The 19,302-nt window shown below is 53.7% G+C and carries 19 protein-coding genes and 2 pseudogenes; 6 read left to right on the top strand and 15 right to left on the bottom strand.

Annotated elements, in window-relative coordinates:
* Positions 1 to 4 precede the first annotated feature (4 nt).
* Positions 5 to 907 (top strand): transketolase, encoded by a 903-nt coding sequence (locus ACYP2Q_RS14885; RefSeq protein ID WP_459731139.1) that lies wholly within the window; start codon positions 5 to 7, stop codon positions 905 to 907.
* Entirely contained in the window at positions 850 to 1,872 is a 1,023-nt protein-coding gene (locus ACYP2Q_RS14880; protein WP_459731427.1) for a transketolase family protein, read from the top strand. The genes ACYP2Q_RS14885 and ACYP2Q_RS14880 overlap by 58 nt, the downstream gene beginning before the upstream one ends.
* A 213-nt stretch (positions 1,873 to 2,085) precedes the next feature.
* Here the strand turns inward: ACYP2Q_RS14880 and ACYP2Q_RS14875 are convergent, their stop codons facing one another.
* The 3 genes from ACYP2Q_RS14875 to tnpB are packed head-to-tail and all read right to left on the bottom strand — an operon-like array spanning position 2,086 to position 4,292.
* Complete coding sequence (locus tag ACYP2Q_RS14875; RefSeq protein ID WP_033044384.1) at positions 2,086 to 2,394, bottom strand: hypothetical protein; 309 nt, start codon at positions 2,392 to 2,394, stop codon at positions 2,086 to 2,088.
* Positions 2,391 to 3,914 (bottom strand): IS66 family transposase, encoded by a 1,524-nt coding sequence (gene tnpC, locus ACYP2Q_RS14870; RefSeq protein ID WP_459731138.1) that lies wholly within the window; start codon positions 3,912 to 3,914, stop codon positions 2,391 to 2,393. The genes ACYP2Q_RS14875 and tnpC overlap by 4 nt, the downstream gene beginning before the upstream one ends.
* 18 nt (positions 3,915 to 3,932) lie before the next feature.
* On the bottom strand, positions 3,933 to 4,292 hold the full coding sequence (gene tnpB / locus ACYP2Q_RS14865) for an IS66 family insertion sequence element accessory protein TnpB (protein ID WP_033044667.1): 360 nt from the start codon (positions 4,290 to 4,292) through the stop codon (positions 3,933 to 3,935).
* 151 nt (positions 4,293 to 4,443) lie between these two features.
* Here tnpB and ACYP2Q_RS14860 point away from each other — a divergent pair, with 151 nt between their 5' ends.
* Positions 4,444 to 4,998, top strand: a complete 555-nt coding sequence (locus ACYP2Q_RS14860; RefSeq protein ID WP_459731137.1) for a cupin — start codon at positions 4,444 to 4,446, stop codon at positions 4,996 to 4,998.
* Between the two features lie 94 nt (positions 4,999 to 5,092).
* Here ACYP2Q_RS14860 and ACYP2Q_RS14855 read toward each other — a convergent pair whose 3' ends face one another.
* From ACYP2Q_RS14855 to ACYP2Q_RS14840, 4 genes and pseudogenes are all read right to left on the bottom strand, one after another.
* Complete coding sequence (locus ACYP2Q_RS14855; RefSeq protein WP_459731136.1) at positions 5,093 to 5,461, bottom strand: histone-like nucleoid-structuring protein, MvaT/MvaU family; 369 nt, start codon at positions 5,459 to 5,461, stop codon at positions 5,093 to 5,095.
* 36 nt (positions 5,462 to 5,497) lie between these two features.
* Positions 5,498 to 7,990: a S8 family peptidase gene (locus ACYP2Q_RS14850; protein ID WP_459731135.1), complete on the bottom strand. Its 2,493-nt coding sequence runs from the start codon at positions 7,988 to 7,990 to the stop codon at positions 5,498 to 5,500.
* 19 nt (positions 7,991 to 8,009) lie between these two features.
* Positions 8,010 to 9,005, bottom strand: coding sequence for an AAA family ATPase (locus tag ACYP2Q_RS14845; RefSeq protein ID WP_459731134.1), 996 nt, complete (start codon positions 9,003 to 9,005; stop codon positions 8,010 to 8,012).
* A gap of 273 nt (positions 9,006 to 9,278) precedes the next feature.
* Positions 9,279 to 9,573, bottom strand: a pseudogene (locus ACYP2Q_RS14840) (DUF4113 domain-containing protein); the annotation flags it as partial.
* Between the two features lie 349 nt (positions 9,574 to 9,922).
* On the opposite strand from ACYP2Q_RS14840, the gene ACYP2Q_RS14835 reads away from it, so the two are divergent.
* On the top strand, positions 9,923 to 10,621 hold the full coding sequence (locus ACYP2Q_RS14835) for a hypothetical protein (protein WP_459731133.1): 699 nt from the start codon (positions 9,923 to 9,925) through the stop codon (positions 10,619 to 10,621).
* Positions 10,622 to 11,126: 505 nt separating this feature from the next.
* Here the strand turns inward: ACYP2Q_RS14835 and ACYP2Q_RS14830 are convergent.
* Positions 11,127 to 11,480, bottom strand: coding sequence for a hypothetical protein (locus tag ACYP2Q_RS14830; RefSeq protein WP_459731131.1), 354 nt, complete (start codon positions 11,478 to 11,480; stop codon positions 11,127 to 11,129).
* A gap of 76 nt (positions 11,481 to 11,556) precedes the next feature.
* Here ACYP2Q_RS14830 and ACYP2Q_RS14825 point away from each other — a divergent pair, with 76 nt between their 5' ends.
* Positions 11,557 to 11,682, top strand: coding sequence for a type II toxin-antitoxin system CcdA family antitoxin (locus tag ACYP2Q_RS14825; RefSeq protein ID WP_459731426.1), 126 nt, complete (start codon positions 11,557 to 11,559; stop codon positions 11,680 to 11,682).
* Between the two features lie 1,033 nt (positions 11,683 to 12,715).
* On the opposite strand, the gene ACYP2Q_RS14820 is transcribed toward ACYP2Q_RS14825, so the two are convergent.
* Genes ACYP2Q_RS14820 through ACYP2Q_RS14810 form a run of 3 tightly spaced genes read right to left on the bottom strand, consistent with a single transcriptional unit; the run spans position 12,716 to position 14,307 of the window.
* Positions 12,716 to 13,120: a DUF6957 family protein gene (locus ACYP2Q_RS14820; protein ID WP_459731130.1), complete on the bottom strand. Its 405-nt coding sequence runs from the start codon at positions 13,118 to 13,120 to the stop codon at positions 12,716 to 12,718.
* A gap of 9 nt (positions 13,121 to 13,129) precedes the next feature.
* Positions 13,130 to 13,522, bottom strand: a complete 393-nt coding sequence (locus tag ACYP2Q_RS14815) for a hypothetical protein (RefSeq protein WP_459731129.1) — start codon at positions 13,520 to 13,522, stop codon at positions 13,130 to 13,132.
* Positions 13,523 to 13,569: 47 nt separating this feature from the next.
* Positions 13,570 to 14,307: a metallophosphoesterase gene (locus tag ACYP2Q_RS14810; protein WP_459731128.1), complete on the bottom strand. Its 738-nt coding sequence runs from the start codon at positions 14,305 to 14,307 to the stop codon at positions 13,570 to 13,572.
* A gap of 188 nt (positions 14,308 to 14,495) precedes the next feature.
* Here ACYP2Q_RS14810 and ACYP2Q_RS14805 point away from each other — a divergent pair, with 188 nt between their 5' ends.
* Positions 14,496 to 14,960, top strand: coding sequence for a helix-turn-helix domain-containing protein (locus ACYP2Q_RS14805; RefSeq protein ID WP_459731127.1), 465 nt, complete (start codon positions 14,496 to 14,498; stop codon positions 14,958 to 14,960).
* Between the two features lie 596 nt (positions 14,961 to 15,556).
* Here ACYP2Q_RS14805 and tmk read toward each other — a convergent pair.
* The 4 genes and pseudogenes from tmk to fabF all read right to left on the bottom strand — a co-directional run.
* Positions 15,557 to 15,862, bottom strand: a pseudogene (gene tmk / locus ACYP2Q_RS14800) (dTMP kinase); the annotation flags it as partial.
* Positions 15,863 to 15,881: 19 nt separating this feature from the next.
* Positions 15,882 to 17,183, bottom strand: a complete 1,302-nt coding sequence (gene mltG, locus ACYP2Q_RS14795) for an endolytic transglycosylase MltG (protein WP_459731125.1) — start codon at positions 17,181 to 17,183, stop codon at positions 15,882 to 15,884.
* A gap of 3 nt (positions 17,184 to 17,186) precedes the next feature.
* A complete protein-coding gene (gene pabC / locus ACYP2Q_RS14790; RefSeq protein WP_459731124.1) occupies positions 17,187 to 18,002 on the bottom strand; it encodes an aminodeoxychorismate lyase in 816 nt (271 codons plus the stop codon).
* Entirely contained in the window at positions 18,002 to 19,246 is a 1,245-nt protein-coding gene (fabF, locus tag ACYP2Q_RS14785) for a beta-ketoacyl-ACP synthase II (protein WP_459731123.1), read from the bottom strand. The genes pabC and fabF overlap by 1 nt, the downstream gene beginning before the upstream one ends.
* Between the last annotated feature and the right edge of the window lie 56 nt (positions 19,247 to 19,302).

Below are 19,302 nucleotides of genomic sequence, written 5' to 3'. Positions count from 1 at the left end.
CATCATGACTACTAATCCTTCATACGCTACATCCACGACTCTGGTTGAACGCGCACACAACATTCGCCGCCATGCGCTGCGAATGGGTCAAGTCCAGGGACAGGGCTATGTTGGCCAGGCCCTCGGCGCCGCCGACCTGCTGGCGGTCTCTTACTTTCATGCCATGAACCATCGGCCTGCAGATCCTGAATGGGAAGAGCGTGATCGCTTCTATCTCTCCATCGGTCACTACGCCATTGCGCTGTACGCAGCCTTGATCGAAGCCGAAATCATCCCGCTCGATGAGCTGGAAACCTACGGCTCGGATGACAGCCGCCTGCCGATGTCGGGCATGGCCGCCTACACCCCTGGCATGGAAATCACCGGTGGCTCCCTCGGTCAGGGCCTGGGCATCGCAGTCGGCGCCTGCCTGGGTCTCAAGCGCAAGAAATTCTCCTCTTTCGTCTACAACCTGCTCTCGGACGGCGAGCTGAATGAAGGCTCGACCTGGGAAGCCGTGATGTCGGCCTCGCATTGGAAACTCGACAACCTGATCGCCATCGTCGACGTCAATAACCAGCAAGCCGATGGTTACTCCAGTGAAATCCTGTCGTTCGAACCCATCGTCGATCGCTGGCAAGCATTTGGTTGGTTCACTCAGCGCGTCGATGGCAATGACCTTGATGCACTCGTCAACGCCTTCGATGCCGCACGCAATCATCCTGGCACCCAACCCCGCGTAATCATTTGCGACACCAAAATGGGCAAAGGCGTGCCCTTCCTGGAAACCCGCGAGAAGACGCATTTCATTCGAGTGGAAGAACATGAATGGATTCTGGCACTGAGCAACCTTGAAGAAGGAAAAGACCAATTAGCAACGCCGCTAACAATCCGACTTCAACTGGCGAGCCAATCAAAAAACGTCTGACCACCTCAGCGATGATCGCTTCTATTGCCTCTGAAGGCCAAGCGACCAAATCGGCCCCGTTCGGACACGCATTAGCTGCATTGGCGGATCAGCGCTCGGACATCGTCGGCCTTTCCGCTGACTTGTCCAAGTACACCGACCTGCACATCTTCGCTAAGGCGCATCCGGATCGGTTTTATCAAATGGGCATGGCTGAACAATTGCTGATGAGTGCAGCCGCAGGTATGGCCAGGGAAGGTTTTGTCCCCTTCGCCACTACCTACGCCGTGTTTGCCTCCCGTCGCGCCTATGACTTCATCTGCATGGCCATCGCCGAGGAAAACCTCAACGTCAAGATCGTCTGCGGCTTGCCCGGCCTAACCACTGGTTACGGCCCAAGCCACCAGGCTACGGACGACCTGGCGATCTTCCGCGCCATGCCTAACTTGATGATCGTCGATCCGTGCGATGCACTCGAAATCGAACAGGCCGTGCCCGCCATCGCCGCGCATCAGGGGCCGGTGTACATGCGTTTGCTGCGTGGCAATGTCCCGTTGGTGCTGGACGAGTACGGGTACAAATTCGAGATCGGTAAAGCCAAGACTCTGCGCACTGGTAACGATGTCCTGATCATCTCTACGGGGCTGATGACGATGCGTTCATTGGAAGCGGCAAAGCAGCTCCAGGCAGACGGGATCGATGTTGCAGTGCTGCACGTCCCAACCATCAAGCCGCTAGATGAGCAGACAATCCTGGCCGAAGCCCGCAAGCCCGGACGCCTGGTAGTAACCGCCGAAAACAGCTCAATTATCGGTGGACTCGGCGAGGCTGTTGCTGGGCTACTTCTGCGTAACGGAGTGACGCCAACCTTCCGGCAAATCGCTTTACCCGACGCATTCCTGGACGCTGGCGCACTGCCGACGCTACATGATAGGTATGGGATCTCGACTCCAGCCGTTTGTGCGCAGATCAAAGCGTGGTTATAGGCCCAGCTTGCTGTAGTTCATCGTGAAGAACGCTTCGATTTGAGGCGCCCCTGACGTAGAAAAAGGATTGGGCGGCAAACCATTTGGCAGCTTGACGCTTGCCCAAGCACAAAGGTAACTGATCCATAAACCCCACCTATCCAAACAGTCGGCGCCTGAGGTGGGGAGGAATCAAATCATGCTGGCGCGGAGGTCATTCGCGGCGCAGTTACTTCATTTTTTCTGCCTGATATCCACCACCGTCCCCGCCTGTACGTTTTTGATCGGTGACAGTAAATGCGGCGAAATATTCCAGCGTTGGCCGGTGTCGGTTACCACTGTGACGGTCTTGCGATTGAACTTCATGACGGTACCGGACAGGCGCTCACCACTGGGTGAGTCGAAGCTTACCCGTGCTCCTGGATGGAACTGCATCATCGATTTATGAGCTTCCAACGACTCCAGCATCTTCAGCCGTTCGATAATGTGATGATTCAATGTCACTAACTCATCGACACTCAGATGATCAATATTGATACTCATGATGCCCTCCAATTCCAGGGTAGTAGCGCCTCAACGTCTTCAACCGACTCAGCCTGCGGTAATCGCTCCAGTACATGGCGCAGCCACGTATAGGGCTCCTGGCCGTTGGCTTTAGCCGTTTCGACCAGACTGTAGATCTGCGCACTGGCGGTGGCGCCCTTGGGCGTGTCACTGAATAGCCATGCTTTGCGACCGATCACAAACGGTTTGATTGCTCTTTCGGCGGCATTGTTGTCGATCGGTAAAAAGCCGGCCTCTACATAACGCTCCAGCCGGCTCCAGTTACCGGCCAGATAATTGACCGCTTTACCCAAGGCGCTTTGCGCAGTGACCTGCGGTTGAGTTTTCTCCAGCCAATTTTTTAACTGGCTGAGCACCGGCAAGCTCTGTTCCTGGCGACCGGCAAAGCGCTGCTCATCTGTCATTTCTTTCAAATCACGTTCGATACCGTACAACTTGTTGATCATCGTCAGCGCAACATCGGCCCGACCGGTTTTACCCTTGGGCTGCACTTTCTGCGCATCGACAAACTTGCGCCGTACATGGGCCATACAAGCCAAACGCTCGACGCCCGGCTGGGCGGCCAAGGCGTTATAGCCGGCGTAATCGTCAGTCATCAAATAGCCACGATAGTCGCCGAGCAGCCGCAACGGCACCTCCTGCGCTCGGCTGGTGGTGTAGTCAAAAAGAAGGATTGGTCGCTCCGGTGGGCCGCTGGCTTGTACCCACATCCAGGATTGGCTGGTCGGGTCTCGACCTGGCTCTTTCAGCACCTGCACTCGCGTTTCATCGCAGTGAACAATCGGACTTTCCAGTAACCGATCACGCATCAGATTCAACAGCGGTTGGAAGTGTTCGCAGCACTGGATCACCCAGCGCGCCAGAGTTTGACGCGGGATATCGACACCGTGGCGAGCGAGGACTTTTTCGAAGCGGTGCAGTGGCAGGCCATCGACGTACTTGGTGGTCAGCAGCATCGCCAATACGCTGGGGCTGGCCATGCTTTTTTCGATCAGTTGCGCGGGTTTGTCGGCGGTGACCGGTGCTGTTTCGCAGCCTCGGCAGCCGTAGACCTTGCGGATATGTTTGATCACCCGGATCTGCATCGGCACGATCTCCAGCTGTTCGCTGGTTTCTTCGCCGATGGCGTGTTTGCGGCAACCACAGACGCAAGTCAGTTCGTGCTCGGGTAGTTCGTGGATGACCTCGATACGCGGCAGATCGGCTGACAGTGGTTTGCGTTTGCCTCGGCGTTTAGTCGGGGCAACGACTTCTTCGTCAGAGGCATCGGAGACCGGAACCGCCAGGCTTTCGGGTTCATTAAAGAGCACGAACTGCGGCGTCTGCGGATCGACGGTTTGTTCTGACTTGCGCCCGAAAAAACGTTCACGCCATAGTTTGATCTGCTCTTTCAGGTCAACAATCTGGTCTTTGTCCACCTGACGCTCACTGAGCATCTGCACAAGCATTTGCTTGAGCAGAACCGGATCATCAGGGAGGTCGTCGGGCACGGAAATCATGGCCCGGATTATATCCAACTATGCGACAAATCGCGGCGTCAAAACCTGATGTGGCCGGTTGCGCCACAGATCAAAACCGTCGAGTAACCAGTTCAGTTCCTGAACCGTCAAGACAATGGCTTCATTCGTGTCGTCAGGGGAGGTTTTGAATCGTTCGGATTCGAGGCGTTTGAGCCAAAGACAGAAGCCGTTGCGCTCCCAATAAAGGATTTTTACACGATTACGGGGGCGATTCAGAAAGACAAAAAGCACGGGGTCGAACACGGCGACCTTGATATCCAATTCGACCAGGGCGGCGAGGCCGTCGATGGACTTTCGGAAGTCGACAGGCTTGGGGTAGAGATAGACTTTTTCGACTTTGGCGTCGGGTCGCATCATGAGGTGCTGGCTCCGGAAAGAGAGATCGGGAACGCAGCATCACGCTTCAATGGGCGGTTTTGAATGTGTAGGTGATGGATCGCTTACGCACAAAGCCCGGTCTTCAACCGGGCTTTGGAGGTTAAGCCCAAGGCAGGTTTGGAGATTACCCATGAATGACCCGAAGACGGAGCCTGTGCAGACTTTGTTTTTCCACCGCAACGACTGGGTGCCCAACAACCCACGCTTGCCGGTACTGATCTACCCCAAGGCCCTCACCGTTCAGGGCGCTAATAGGGCAGCCTTGTTCGAGCGCCTCTTTGCGTCCAATGGTTGGCCACCTCAATGGCGTGACGGGGTCTACGACTATCACCATTACCATACCGAGGGCCATGAAGTGCTGGGCATTGCCTCAGGCCACGCCCGCCTGATGCTGGGTGGCCCAACGGGACACGTACTGGACGTCACTGCGGGCGATGTGTTGTTGCTTCCAGCGGGTACCGGCCACTGCAACCTGGAGTGGAGCCATGACTTTCTGGTAGTGGGTGCCTATCCACCAGGACAGCGTCCGGACGTCTGCCATGAAGCGCCGAGTGTGGCGCAATTGCAACGCATTGAAGTATTGCCTTTCCCCGATGACGATCCGGTGCAAGGCCAAGAGGGTGCCGTTTATCAATACTGGGGCCAGCGATACGCATGCGTCAGCGATAACTCCTTGATCGAGTGAGACTCAGGGTGCTGATGCGGCTTTGCCGTAGTGAGCAACTGATTGCTAGGTATTCACACAGTTTGTCTCGAGCCCTTTTGTACTCAAATCAAACTCACTTGCTCAGCCAAGACTCGACAGTCGCGGAGCCGTGTTCAGCTTTCCATTCCTTCAGAGTCTTGTGGTTGCCGCCTTTAGTTTCGACGACTTCGCCGGTGTGCGGGTTTTTGTAGACCTTCAACTGGCGTGGCTTGCGACGACCGGTTTTGGGCTCGGCGGCTGGAGCGCGACGACGACCAGCTTGTGGATCAAGCAGGTTGATGATGTCTTTAAGGCTGTAGCCGTATTTTGCAAGCAAGGCGCGAAGCTTGGTTTCAAATTCGATTTCTTTCTTGAGCCCAGCGTCCCCTTTCAGCGCCTCGAGAGCTTGGAGCTGTTCGGCGAGGTGTTTTTCGAGTTGGCGGAATTCTGCGAGTTTAGACATAGAAGGCCTCTTAACTTTTAACGTTTAAACCATCGATTAAATTTGGATAACGTTTTTAGCCGCAACCTTGGCTGCGACGACATTGTAAATATCTGTATCGACCCCAGGTGTTCTGATTGAAATTATCAGCGAGTACCGGGCTGGTGTGTCATATCGCGCGAGAGCCGCTCTCGTCTTCCACCATCCTAGCGATGGATAAACAGCGATAAAACCTCGACTTGCCAACTCTGCTGCGGTACCGCTCCAAGTATCCTGATGAAGAGAGCCACGATGACGTTTCTGCTTACCTAAAACCCATGCAGGATCACCATCACGGCTAGCCATACCGTTCTCGTCATCGAGTGCTGCGGCGTTAATCCTTGACCTAAAATTATCAAGTTCTTCAGCGGGCCTCTTTGCGTCGAAACGAAGGCCATGTGATTCATAGCGATAACGAGAACGCCCCCTTGCTGAGGGATTGGGTTCGATGAAGTAAGATAGCGTCACAGTCATCTCGACTGGAGTTGCTCCTAACGCTTCCAGTTCATCCTTTGGCCATGGCAATGCATGCAGGTGCATGTCGCAAAGGGATGGCTCCTTCCCCTTTAACTTTTTGAAGGGATGGAGGGTATCTTCAATCATGAGTGTGAGTGAATCAGAAGCGCTCCACAGTGCTTTCTCAAGATTAGGAACCCCAAATCCACAATGCCGAACGAGGCGCTCATAATCTTGCTTTGTCGGTGAGCGGTCAGGAGGAAGAAACATGCTCCTCATCGCATCCGTCCACGTTGCTGAGTGAACGACCAAAGCTCGGATGCTTTCAGGCCATAGTTGAGGATATGCCCCCATAAGCTGAGCTGTCATGCGCGAACAGAGTGATGTCGCAGCACTGGTTGCAGTAACCAGCGTTAGAGGCCTTTCGATATGCATATGGTGCGTTGTGAGCAGCGATAGCTCACCGGCTGTTGCGGGCCCCATGAGGTCATCTTGGATAAGATTTCCACCTTCAAATAAAACGTCAGGCTTGAGGGGGTAATAATTTACCCATGTTTGAGACGTGGTACTGAATGGGCTGAGCGCTCCTTGCTCGGCAACTGCGCGCAAGCCAGGTGAGAGATCGACCAAGTCAGTGAAGGCACCTACCGTCAGCGCATTCCAAGATTGCGCAGGATCGCAAATACCCATCAGAGTATTACTGTCAGGGTAAGTCGCCCAATCAGACGGATTTCGAATATTGCCTGCCGACACAACGAATAGCCTCGGATTTGCCCCTTGCTCATCTGCATCGAAAGCGAGGCGGTCAAGCGTTGACGACCATGAAGAAGGACGCCCCCTATCTCGACCATCCAGTGTCGTGACTGCCATGCTGAACACGCGAGCTCTAAAGGGTGCGGTTATTTCAGTTCTGGCTACGGCTTCAATTGTGTTGACGCCGTATTGCTTTTCGTCACCAGTGCTCGCACCGCTACTTGGAAGTAACTTTACTGACTCCAAACGATGTCCGATGACTAGCGGATCCGCTGAGTGAAGAGAGTCTGAAAGATCTCCGTATAGGGCCAAGCCCGCCATATTGGTACCATGCCCATTGCGATCATCTACCCCCCAATCAGGCTCAATGGAGTGTAAATCCTCATCTGATATGGCAGGAATCAACAAAGGATGGCCGTGATTGACTCCGGTATCGATGATACAAACATGAGGCACATTGTTATGTTCAGCAAAACTCGTTCTCTCTAGTAGCTCTTGCCCCCACTGGTGTTGTTCGGCTGGAGTGAAAGAATCGAAAAAATCTGCTGTTTCTTTTGCGCGACGCAGCTCTGCTATGCAGTTTAGCGTTAGAACAGAGCGCTGTAATTGTGCTTTACTACTTTGAATTAAAACTACGGTTCGTTCAGGAAATTTGAGCGTTCCATTTAACACCCTAATTCCAAGCATTTCTGCGACTCTAGTGAATAATTCGAGTGTAGCTTCTCGACTATCCCTGATCGGCAACCAAGCTTCCCACCAAATAACTTCATCTTCATCTGCCGGTAGTAGTTCGAGGCTGTCTGTCCAAAGTGCTTCGAGTTGCGCAACATGAATAGATCTAATGGTGTTTATTAACGCCTTGTGATCAAGGCTTTGCCCCTTAGCACCCTTGCGATCATTAAGATACTCAACAATAATTTTTTCAAAATAGGCAAGCTTTCCGTCGGGAACGAATACAGTTGCAAAACTCTGCTCCCCCTCCTCCTTATAATTGAGAAGTTCAATACCTTGAGGTTTATTGGCCAAGCTTTCAAACGCCAACTTAACATCATTGAAGCTTTCAAACTGAACACGTAGGCCAATCCCGTCTTGGATACCCAACGCCTGCTGCTCAACCTTGGCTTGCTCTGCCATGGGCTGGAGCTGCTGAACCTGCCCTTGCAATGCACTGCCATGCTGGGCGCGGTCTCGATCAGGCAAGGGAGCCGACCTAACAATAACCCTATGAGACGTAAACGGCTCTTTTGTTGATGTATTTTGAGGGAATATATGGGGAAGATTGGCTTGGCGTTGATCCGTCATCGCGATACAGCTCTTTAAGTTAAGGGTCGATTACGAGTTTTTTGCTGATCAGCTTCCGCTCTTCCAGCATTCGAAAGACATCCGCATCGGTAATTACTGCACGGTCATGAATGATCGCATCCTTAAGGCTATCGTCAGCAGCACGTGCAATATCTGCATAACTCAAGCCTTTTGCTCGCTCAGCGAGTTTAATCCAAGACAACCGTTTTGGTTTGAAACTGGCTAAGCGATTTTTAAGAACTGCAATAATTTGCTCAGGTTCGGGAAGCCCATATTGGATCATGTCATCAAAACGGCGAAACAAAGCGTAATCTAGAATCTCAGGGTGATTGGTGGCTGCGATTACAAGGCTGTGAGATTGATCTTGCTCAAGCATTTGCAGGAAGCTATTTAGCACGCGGCGAATCTCGCCAACGTCATTAGCCAATCCACGTTGCGAGCCAATCGCATCGAACTCGTCAAAGAAGTAGACGCCACGAACATCGGAGATCGTATCAAAAACCTGACGAAGCTTAGCTGCAGTCTCACCCATGTATTTGGTGATTAACGCGTCCAGCCTAACTACAAATAGAGGGATACCCAGCTCACCTGCCAAAGCTGAAGCAGTCAGAGTTTTACCCGTACCTGGTGGGCCGACCAAGAGCAATTTACGTCTTGGTGACAGGCCATGTGCACGAATCTTTGCATGACTTTGCTGCTCTTTGATGATCCGATTTAGGCGCATCGCAACATGCTCGTCCAGTATCATGTCGGATAATCGAGCTTGGGGGTAGGACGCTTGAAGAAGGTCGGCCAGTTCACCACGGGGTTGGCTGATGGGAACAGTTTTACTGGCATTTTTTAAAGTCGGGCGTGCCTTCGCAGCATCGATGAGAGCTTTAAGCTCCTCTGCTAGCTTTCCGTGACCTAGCTTGGCCTCGTGCGCCGCAACCTGCATAGCCACAGAGAAGAAGTGACTCTCATCACCAGTGATATGCGATTTCAGCAGTGCTTTGACCTGTTCTGCGCTTGCCATATTTGACCTCATACAAGCCGGGCATTATAGGCCTCATTGGCCCTCGTTTGCAGAAAACTAGCGTCCTTACCTAATCCCAGTTGCGAAGGTAGATTAGCTCCAAATCAAAGCTCATATCACATGCACAGAGGCGTGGAGGCGTTGAGGAGAACGTGAGAAGGTCGACTGGGGCCTCTCGCTCGACGGTAATGCGACCAACGGTACTGATAAATCGCACCACCTTGAAGACGATTGAGTGCTATCCACCCTCTCTCCCCTATTTGAGCATATGACCTATTTACAAAATACAGTCCATAGCTGATCCACTCTCGTCGTGAAGCTCTGGCTCATCATCTTTCGACGCATCCCCCAATCTGGATTGGTCGGCACACTGGCCAAGCGCAGTGTCCCCCTACTCCTTCTGAGTGGCGACCGGCTCCGAGATCGAGGGAAGGTCTTCGGTGCATTCGCTTTTTTGACAGAGGGTGGCGAAGAGAACTTCAGCTTTGCTGTATTTAAAAATAAGGTCGGAAATGCGATACACCGCCTCCACGGCTTTTGTCATCAGCCGGACATCGTCGGTTGGGTAGCTGTCCGCTGCCTCTCCCTATGCGTTCATCGATTTGAGATCTGCTCGAGTGCATGGTGGGTAATTGCACGGACTTGCCCACCCATTCGCATTCGACCTGACCAGTCATTTGCATTGGATTTGACCAACATGATTCGTGGACACGACCGGCAGAGAACGACCCATTGCGGTCGGCCAGCACTGTCGATGGTTGATCATCCCAACAGGAATAAACACGACGCTTCGGTACGAACGGGTGCAAAAAAATGGGTGTGTTGGGAGAGAAAAACATCTTGGCTCGGCCTGAAATATGAACGTTAATCATCATGCTAACTTCAGTTCTGTGATTGAACTTCCATAAGGATGTGAGATGAATTTCTTTGTAACCGCCTGCACCATGACCATCTTGGCATGCTCCCTATCAGCCAATGCAGAGACCGCGATTCCAAAAGTTGTCGGTATGCCATATGACATTGCCAGAGCCGAGATGATGAAGGCAGGATGGCAGCCAGCGAAAAATCTCAAGCAAGATGTAAATGACGTATATGCCAATGACTTTCGCACGGACAATGGTTTCACGGAGGTGAAATCCTGCTCGGATAGCGGATTGCTCAGGTGTGCGTTCATCTTCACTGACTCCACCTCACCTGCACAGATCCGCCTAGTCACTGGCGGCGAAGGGATGCCACGCGTTGATGATGTGCAGATACGACGCCCCAAGCCTGCCGAACCTGCGGCAGCTACGGTGAAGTCGGCAAAACTGCCGCCAGCTGATAAGAAGCCCGCCCAACCTATCGAAGCTGTGGTGAATCCAGAATCTACAAACGACGTTCAGGCTCGTTGTACAAAAATCTCGAAGCAGTACCAAGCTGCTGCCATGTTTAGGGAAAAGGGGATCAGCGAGGAGGAAGCGCTAGCTTACATGGAACATCTCAAAACAGTGGATGACAGGCAGCCAATGCAGATCGCGGTTATGGGGGCGTATGAGGTGTACACAGCATATGATTCGGAGCAAATCAAAGTCGTGTCCTACCGGAAATGCCTAATAGACAACAACGTCCCCTTGTAGGGGGTAGTTCAGCTATAACATCAGGTTGAAAGCCTAGCCGGGCTCTCGACCTTTTTTATGCCCGCGACTTGGGTTTGCCTTTCGCTTTTCAAACCTTCAAAAAACATCGCGTACCTCTACTGCTGAACGGCTGCAGACATTCTTGAATAACATGGATTTGAATGATTTATGGATTGGGAAGTTCGGTAGGCAGGACTCGATAATGAATGCACTCACGGATCCGTCTTTTGGATGGCCTGAATGGCTGCAATTGGCCGTTCTCTGCCGGTGTCCGCTACCGCAAATTTTGGTCAAGTCGAATGCAAACGGCTGGTCATATCCCATGCAAACGGGTGGTCAGTAGCAATGCATATGAGTGGTCAAGTGGGGCGCAATTTCCCACATGGCGCTCCGAATCAGTAAGGAGTTGTTGGCGCTGATGGGGAGTTTGCTTTAGTCACTGCCAGCAGAGCGGTTGCCAGCAGTGCTGAGGCCATTGCGTTTGGAATTGGAACTCTGAAGGCAGTCAGTCATCTGACCAAGGATCGAATTTATCCCCGTATTTGACGCGTAAGGCTCGATGGCGGTTGATCCTCCAGATCCATGGATCGTAGTCCTTGGGCAATGCAGCCAGTTTGTCGCTGATAATCATTTGCACCGCATCGTCGCGCAAAAGTTGACTAGTCATCTCGCGGTATTCGCCAAGCGTAGTCAAACCATAAATGGCGTGATTTTCTTTCACGTAAAGGTCGGTCATACCCACGCGCATATGGCCGTAGTCGGCTACGTCGCCAGGATAGATGTCCTCCAAGCTGAGATGTCCCATATCGAGCTCCAAGGCAAAATGTACCCGCTGGAGAGTACTGTTTGCGCTGTCCATTTTCGTTGTGCCGCCGGCAGAAAAGCAATCGCTACTCCGCGTGAGCGGCTAGCAGTACGGACTAAAAAATGAGGTTCTGGCCGAGGCCCTGAGTACGATACAGCGCGAGCAATACCTGGCAGAGCACAGCGAAGCCGTAAATGCCTACAGCGAAGACGTAGAAACCCACGGCGTTTTCAGCGACGACGTACGGAGCTTCTGAAGCCTATCTCTCGCTACGTGGCTATTTTTCCGCCTGCAACAACGGGCCTCAGATGAGTATCGGTTGCTTCATCTCTCACCCGGTGGCGCGGGCCGACTCATCTGGCTGATACGAATATCGAGAGTTTTATCTCTCGGCCCCATGTTCGTTTGACCCAGCAAACACGGGCCTCAGACTAATATCGGGATTTCGTCTCTCACCGGGTAGCGCACGCTGTACCATCTGGCTGATGCGAATATCGAGAGTTTCATCTCTTAGCTCTGAATGGCGGTTTGAACCAGAAAACACGGGGGTCAAACGAATATCAGGAGTTTCATCTCCCGCCGGCTAGAGCGGGATGAATCAGCTGGCTGATACCAATATCAAGCGTGTCATCTCTCAGTTTCCCCTGGCCGTTGCGTCAGAAAATGCGGGCCTCAGACGAATATCAGGAGATTCATCTCCCGCCGGTGGAGCGGGTCGAATTCGCAGATGATACGAATATCGAGGGTTTTATCTCTTGGGGGCAAGGCTGTTGTTAGCAATACAACAGCAACCCGCCATTGAGCCTGGCCAAGGAACTGTGAGTAAGGTATCTGGAGCCAGCTCGGGTGTTCTCACTATTTGCGAGCGTTGCTGAATCAGACCTCAGCAACGCTCACCTGATTGAAGCAATTTAAGAAAGCTTTTCCGCCCAACCCCTCGCATGAAACTGCTGACGACGTAATTGCCGATTCGAGTTTCAAGTAGCCAGTAACGCCCTTCTTTCCAAGCCCTCTGAATTTTCCCAGTTCGAAGTAGGCCGCCATCCGCTGGACGATACGCGTCACCCTGCCCAACGTGATCGAAAGACACTCCAAGGCACGTATCCTCCGCGATGAATGCATCACTGATGAAGGCAGTGATCGGCACGGTGTATTGTCTAAGGTGCGCGTGCCCCAAGCGACACAGCAGAAAGTCACTCAAATCCTTACTGTGGAATTCCAACTCGATTATTTCAGGCATCCGACCAAAGCTCCAAAATGACTCGATATGTATTTACGGCGCTCATTGCTTAAACGGCCCTCATGGAAAACGCAGCCCCCACAGTCGCTTCTTTTCGCTGCCCTGGGCCCAACAGAAGGTAGACGGTGTTCTTGGTTTCAAACATGCTGCCGTCGGTGAAAGACAGGCCGAAATTGCTGCGCACCCACATGCCTGGCTGAAAGCGACCTTTGCTGTCCAAGACTATCTCGTGAGCGAATAGCGTAATGGGAAGCAGACCGAGGTTCGTGAGCTTTTCCTTTTCATCAGGTGTCACGGTGAGGTCGATCAAGATCCACTGCAGCACCACACAAGTAGCTTTGCCGGGGAACACCTTTCCCGCTAAGGAAACTAAATCTTTTTGGGAACCAGTCCAACCTGAAGTTTCCCCGTCATTACCGTAGAGGAGCTGAGCGATTTCATCCAACGTCACCATAGTGAAATCTCAAATTGATTTAGGTTGAGGAACGCTTGTATAGGTTTGTCCAGCCATGGTTACGAATTCGTAGATTGGTGGTTCTTTATCAGAACTTTGCAATCTGATTTCGGCAAGCGGTTCCATTAGACGTTCATTTTGCCGGTTCATCCAGGGTGGGGAAATGAGGTATACCTTGGTAACAGCAAGAAATTCGGAGTCCCCCGAATTGCATATGGTTTGAACCGATTCCGTGTCACTGACGAGGCGCACGTTTGGCCCGAAAGCACCATCGAATAAACCTACCCCTTCCACTAAGAAAGAATATTGGTTGTGACTAAGATCGACCGTCTTCCACAGCATGAGGTTTTCATCCGGCATTTTAAATCTGCCTTGCAGCTGACTCTCGTTTGTTCTGAACACAACACAGCTCCTGGCTGACGATTTATTTCTTTAGCGCTCATCTGAATTCAGATAGTAAGTATTAGATCACTTACAAAACCGGTCTCTTCAAAAGGATAGCCCCTCGGATTGGACGCATAGCGAATGCCTTCTATGGTTTTGTCGTAGCCGACGTGCGTATGTCCATGCAACCAAATGTCTATATTGCATCCTGCGAACTCCTGCCAATCATTGACATAAGCTGCAGCCAAATGCCCTATTTCATATTTGATCCCAGGCGCGCATTCCGGCAAGGGCGCATGATGGGTTACGACAACCGTCTTTCCTTGATGTTTGGTAGACAAATTCGAGAGCAACCATTGTTTCGCAAATTGCGACTTTTGCTGGAGGTCTATTGGCCTTATCCGGTGGTAATGATTTCCTGCTCTGATTTGTTTGTAGTCATTCAAGGAAATCTGAGCGGCAAGCATTGCAGTGGTGACGTTGTCTGTTGAGTAAAAATCAGTCCAGCTCGTTGTGCCAAGAAACCTTACGCCATCAATCACTACTTCATCGTTCTCTAAAACGTGAACATGAGGCAGCGCCTTCTCACGCATTTTTTCCAACGTTCGGTTTAGGTGGCCTTTGTAAAACTCGTGGTTTCCAGCAACGTAGATCACCGGGCAGTGAAAGGTCTTGTTCGCCCATTCCACACCACGAGTCCCTGTATCAATGTCACCGGCTAAAACCACGACATCAACGTCTAGGCGCGGCGGGTTGAACAGGGAGAATTCGTTATGAATATCTGAAAAAACTTGAATTTTCATTTTCCCCGCCAGACCGATTTTTCTGTCAATTTATAATCATTGTTATTACGTTGGCCTAATCCGAAGCCCACTGCACATCAGGCTTTTAGTGAATGTGAGCGCTGCAAACCAGAAATTAGCTACGTACAATATATAGGGTGGCAGCTAATCAATCAACATGGCCTGATCCTCGTTTTTGAGGGTCTTCAATGTCGTTGAGTCAGGCATTCGCAAAAGCGTTACGGGCTGCGCGTCGGGCCAAGGAGCTTCGCCAGGATGACCTGGCTAATGTGACCAGCCGAAGTTACTTAGCCTTGCTGGAGAGTGGGCGCTCTGGCGTGACGCTGGAGAAGCTTGATCAGATTGCCACAGCCTTAGGAGTTGATCCTTTGGCGATATTCGCTATGGCAATTTGCAGCCGGAACGAAGAGCCGATGGATGTAACGCTCTCGCGCCTGACCGCCGAAATTCAGTACCTAACTGAAGTTGGCGCCATCGATGAGCTTCGAGAGGAAACAGCCACCCCTAGGCTATCGCCAACAGAGAAAGGCCTGCTTATGACCACCAAAGTCCACTCATTGCGCGAGCAAGGACTTACTCAAAAAGAGATCGCAGATGAATTAGGTATCTCTACGGCTACCGTTCATAAGCACTGGCACAGAAGAATCGAGTGATTTTTATCAGCTTATCCTTAGCAGCTCAGGCACCTTCCGTCTCGTTGGACGTGACAGCACGACAGAGAGCCCATGGCGCTCTCAAGCTGAGCACAATTTCCTCACGTACAAAACTCGCGCTGTTGGCCCCTTAGAAGAGCTCTGGACAGCCAGAGGGCACTGAGCAATCCAGTCTGCCTTTCGCCCCACCTTTTCTTCATCAGTCGATTCGATTTCTCAGAAGCTAAAACACGCTCATCACACCATCTTTGCTCAAAGGCATGGTGACCTCTCGCATTCGGTTTGTGGGCAAAGAACCGCTTGGATGCGCTTGTCTGGCGAAATGTAAACTTGAAAGTCCCCGAAATACGCAGGCTTGAGGCTTTTTTTGCTCTCAACGCATGGACTACGCCGTTCACATCGCGAAGGTAGGTTTACATTTGATGTTGAGAAACACCGAAACGGAGGGGGGTTTACTTTTTTTTCGAGATCAGTGCTATGATTGGTTCAGCGAGGAGGTACTAGGCAGCCCAGAGCTCCATAGTTACGGCGGATCTTCCTATAAATCCGCGATTTCGTCCTAACCTCCAAGGACGTTTACATTCCTCCCCCTTAAAAAATAGCGTTGTGGTGAAGCGATCACACAACACCACGGCACCACGGGCCAGCGCCGGGCGAATGACTTCGGCCAGGTGCTGGGCACGCGCCGCGAACACCAGCAACAGCTCGGTGTCCGGGTTCATGACTTCGTCGACCGGCGCCAACAGCACTTCGCGGATGCGTTCGGCCAGTGGCGTGCCACCCGGTTCGCGGGTCAGCACCACCTCGATACCGGCCGCACGCAGGCGTTCGGCCAGGTATTCGCGATTGGTGCTCTTGCCGGCGCCTTCCGGGCCTTCCAGCGTAATAAACAAGCCAGTCACAGGCAGTCCTTAGTCAGATTCATTGCGGGCTTTGCGGTGTTGTTGCATTCGGTTCCGGCACCGATTCTGGCTCTGATGACGGTTCCGGCACATGAGGTGCAGGCTCTTGCCCTGGCACAGGCGGTGCAGCCTCGGGCGCTGGCTCGCGAGAAGCCGCCGGGACAGGGGGTTGTGCTTCGGGAGCTTCGGGAGCTTCGGGAGCTTCGGGAGCTTCGAGAGCCTCGGGTTGCGCCGTCTCGGTTTGCGGCGCCTGGGTATCCGGCGCTTCGGACGTTTCAGGCGTGGTCACTGGCGCCGGGCTGGAACGGTAATCGGCACGACGCTTGAGCTGGAACTCTCGCACGGCGTTGTTGTGCGCGTCCAGGTCATCGGAGAATACATGGCTGCCATCGCCGCGAGCCACGAAGTACAGGCTGCTGCCCTCCACCGGATTGAGCGCCGCGTGGATGGCTTCACGGCCGACCATGGCAATCGGAGTTGGGGGCAGACCGGCAATCATGTAGGTGTTGTAAGGAGTCGCTTCCTTGAGATGGGCGCGGGTCAGCTTGCCGTTGTAACGGTCACCCAGGCCATAGATCACCGTCGGGTCGGTTTGCAGCAGCATGCCGATCGCCATGCGACGCACGAATACGCCGGCAATCTGCCCGCGCTCCTGTGGCACGCCGGTTTCCTTCTCCACCAGAGAGGCCATGATCAGGGCTTGATAGGGCCCAGAGTAAGGCAGGTCGGCCGCACGCTGATTCCACTCCTTGGCCAGCACTTCGTCGAGGCGCTCGTAAGCGGTTTTCAGCAGCTCGGTGTCGCTCATGCCCCGCACGAAGCGGTAAGTGTCAGGAAAGAATCGCCCTTCAGGAAAGATCCCGTTATGACCGAGCTTTTCCATGACCTGGCTGTCGCTCAGGCCGTTCAGGGTTTGCTCAAGCTTTTCTTCCTTGGCCAGCGCCGCTCGGACCTGGTGGAAGTTCCAGCCTTCGACCAGGGTCAGGCTGTATTGCACCATTTCCCCGCGCTTCCACAGATCGATCAGACCTTCGACGGTCATGCCGGGCGTCATGCGGTACTCGCCGCTGTGCAACGGCTGTTTAGGCAAGTTGAAGCGCCAATAGACACGCAACCAGAAGGCGTCCTTGATGACGCCATCGGCTTCCATGCGCAGGAAGGTGCGGTTCGGGTTGGTGCCCTTGGGCACCTCCAGCAGTTCTTCCTGTGTGATATTCAGCGGTTGCACCAGCGCCGAGTGAATTTTCCAGGCAGAAGCACCTAACGTCAGCCCCGCCAGAACCAGTCCGGTTTCCAGCAGCAGCAAGAGTTTACGTCTCACGTATCAAGCATCCAGTAGCGCGCGGGCAATGGTTTGGAGTTTACGGGTGAGCGGGCCAACCGGCCAGCTCAGTGCTGCATAGGCGCGCACCGGCCAAACGCCATACACGCTGTTGCAGACAAAGACTTCGTCAGCGTCTTGCAGCTGCTCGAGCGTGATATCGGTGATTTGTACGGGGTTGCCCAAAGATTCGGCCTGAGACAACAACTCGGCACGCATCACACCTTCTACGCCGCAGCAGCTCAAATCCGCTGTGATCAACACGCCGTCACGCACCAGGAACAGGTTGCTGAAAACGCCCTCGATCACGCGACCGGCCTGATCGAGCATCAAGCCTTCGGCATGTTCGGTATCCTGCCATTCGGCGCGCGCCATCACCTGTTCAAGACGATTCAAGTGCTTGAGCCCTGCCAGAAGGGGCTGAAAGGACAGTCGCGTGGTGCACGGGAACAGGCGAATGCCCTGCTCTGAATGGGCATCCGGGTAAATCGCAGGAGGATTACCCGACAGGATACGGCGGGCCTGGGCCGAAGGATCGAAAGCGTAACCGCGCAGGCTGTCGCCGCGGGTAACGATCAGCTTGATTACACCTTCGTTCAATTGCTCGGCATAGGTCAACAATTCCGCGACCACAGCACCCTGATCAAGATTGATCGCCAACCGCCGGCAGCCCCTGGCCAGCCGCACCAGATGACGATCCAGCAGGACCGGAAAGCCATCATGCACGGCGATGGTCTCGAACAGACCGTCGCCATAGGCCAGGCCGCGATCCTTCAGCGACAATGCGTCAGCCGGCTGACCGTCGACCCAGCTGTCCATCAGCCTGCGAACCGGCGGAACACCAGCGAGCCGTTGGTTCCGCCAAACCCGAAGGAGTTGGACAGGACCACATCGATATCCATGTTGCGCGCGGTGTGCGGCACGAAGTCGAGGTCGCAATCTTCGTCCGGCTCGTCGAGGTTGATGGTCGGTGGCGCCACCTGGCTGTTGATCGCCAGCACGCTGAAGATCGCCTCGACCGCGCCCGCCGCGCCCAGCAAGTGCCCGGTCATCGACTTGGTCGAACTGACGGCCATCTTGTAGGCGTGCTCGCCGAACACCGACTTGATCGCATTGACTTCAGCGAGGTCGCCAGCGGGGGTCGAGGTGCCGTGGGCGTTGATGTACTGCACTTGATCGCCATTGATCTTGGCGTCACGCAGTGCGTTGGTGATGCAGCGCGCAGCCCCGGCACCGTCGGCGGGCGGTGACGTCATGTGGTAGGCGTCGCCACTGGTACCGAAACCGATCAGTTCGGCATAGATGGTCGCGCCCCGGGCCTTGGCGTGTTCCAGCTCTTCGAGGACCAACGCACCGGCGCCATTGGACAATACAAAGCCATCACGGCCCTTGTCCCATGGACGGCTGGCGCGGGTCGGCTCGTCGTTGCGGGTCGACAGTGCACGGGAGGCGCCAAAACCGCCCATGCCCAGGCCACAGGCGGCCATTTCGGCGCCGCCGGCGATCATCACGTCGGCTTCGTCGTACATGATGTTGCGAGCAGCCATGCCGATGCAGTGCGTACCGGTGGTACACGCCGTGGCGATAGCATAGTTAGGTCCCTGTGCCCCCAGGTGGATGGACAGGAAACCGGAAATCATGTTGATGATCGAGCCAGGCACGAAGAACGGAGAAATCCGTCGCGGGCCGGTCTCATGCAAGGTGCGACTGGTTTCTTCGATGTTGGTCAGCCCACCGATACCCGAACCCATGGCCACGCCGATGCGCTCACGGTTGGCGTCGGTCACTTCCAGACCGGCATTGCGCACTGCCTGAAAACCTGCGGCCAGACCGTACTGAATGAACAGGTCGAGCTTGCGAGCTTCCTTGACCGACAGGTATTCCTCGACATTGAAGCCCTTTACCGAGCCGCCAAAACGGGTGGAATAGGCAGAAAGGTCGGTGTGTTCGATCAGACCAATGCCACTGCGGCCAGCCAGAATGCCCTGCCAGCTGCTCGGCACATCAGTGCCCAGTGGCGACAACATACCCATACCGGTGACTACGACGCGTCTACGCGACACAGCACTCTCCTTTTTTCAAATGACGACTTTGCATCAGGCCTAAAGAAAAAACCGCA

It is taken from the genome of Pseudomonas sp. MHK4 (assembly GCF_054600775.1).
Note: the sequence above shows the minus strand (reverse complement) of the source record. Positions and strands in the feature narration are given on the sequence as shown.

Excerpts from the sequence above, each read along its gene's own strand:
- ACYP2Q_RS14835 (WP_459731133.1), top strand. The coding sequence starts at position 9,923 with ATGAATTTCTTTGTAACCGCCTGCACCATGACCATCTTGGCATGCTCC.
- ACYP2Q_RS14805 (WP_459731127.1), top strand. The coding sequence starts at position 14,496 with ATGTCGTTGAGTCAGGCATTCGCAAAAGCGTTACGGGCTGCGCGTCGG.
- tnpB (WP_033044667.1), bottom strand. The coding sequence starts at position 4,292 with ATGATGCGACCCGACGCCAAAGTCGAAAAAGTCTATCTCTACCCCAAG.
- ACYP2Q_RS14860 (WP_459731137.1), top strand. The coding sequence starts at position 4,444 with ATGAATGACCCGAAGACGGAGCCTGTGCAGACTTTGTTTTTCCACCGC.
- ACYP2Q_RS14885 (WP_459731139.1), top strand. The coding sequence starts at position 5 with ATGACTACTAATCCTTCATACGCTACATCCACGACTCTGGTTGAACGC.
- tnpC (WP_459731138.1), bottom strand. The coding sequence starts at position 3,914 with ATGATTTCCGTGCCCGACGACCTCCCTGATGATCCGGTTCTGCTCAAG.
- ACYP2Q_RS14830 (WP_459731131.1), bottom strand. The coding sequence starts at position 11,480 with ATGGACAGCGCAAACAGTACTCTCCAGCGGGTACATTTTGCCTTGGAG.
- ACYP2Q_RS14855 (WP_459731136.1), bottom strand. The coding sequence starts at position 5,461 with ATGTCTAAACTCGCAGAATTCCGCCAACTCGAAAAACACCTCGCCGAA.
- ACYP2Q_RS14850 (WP_459731135.1), bottom strand. The coding sequence starts at position 7,990 with ATGACGGATCAACGCCAAGCCAATCTTCCCCATATATTCCCTCAAAAT.
- ACYP2Q_RS14820 (WP_459731130.1), bottom strand. The coding sequence starts at position 13,120 with ATGGTGACGTTGGATGAAATCGCTCAGCTCCTCTACGGTAATGACGGG.
- pabC (WP_459731124.1), bottom strand. The coding sequence starts at position 18,002 with ATGGACAGCTGGGTCGACGGTCAGCCGGCTGACGCATTGTCGCTGAAG.
- ACYP2Q_RS14875 (WP_033044384.1), bottom strand. The coding sequence starts at position 2,394 with ATGAGTATCAATATTGATCATCTGAGTGTCGATGAGTTAGTGACATTG.
- ACYP2Q_RS14810 (WP_459731128.1), bottom strand. The coding sequence starts at position 14,307 with ATGAAAATTCAAGTTTTTTCAGATATTCATAACGAATTCTCCCTGTTC.
- ACYP2Q_RS14845 (WP_459731134.1), bottom strand. The coding sequence starts at position 9,005 with ATGGCAAGCGCAGAACAGGTCAAAGCACTGCTGAAATCGCATATCACT.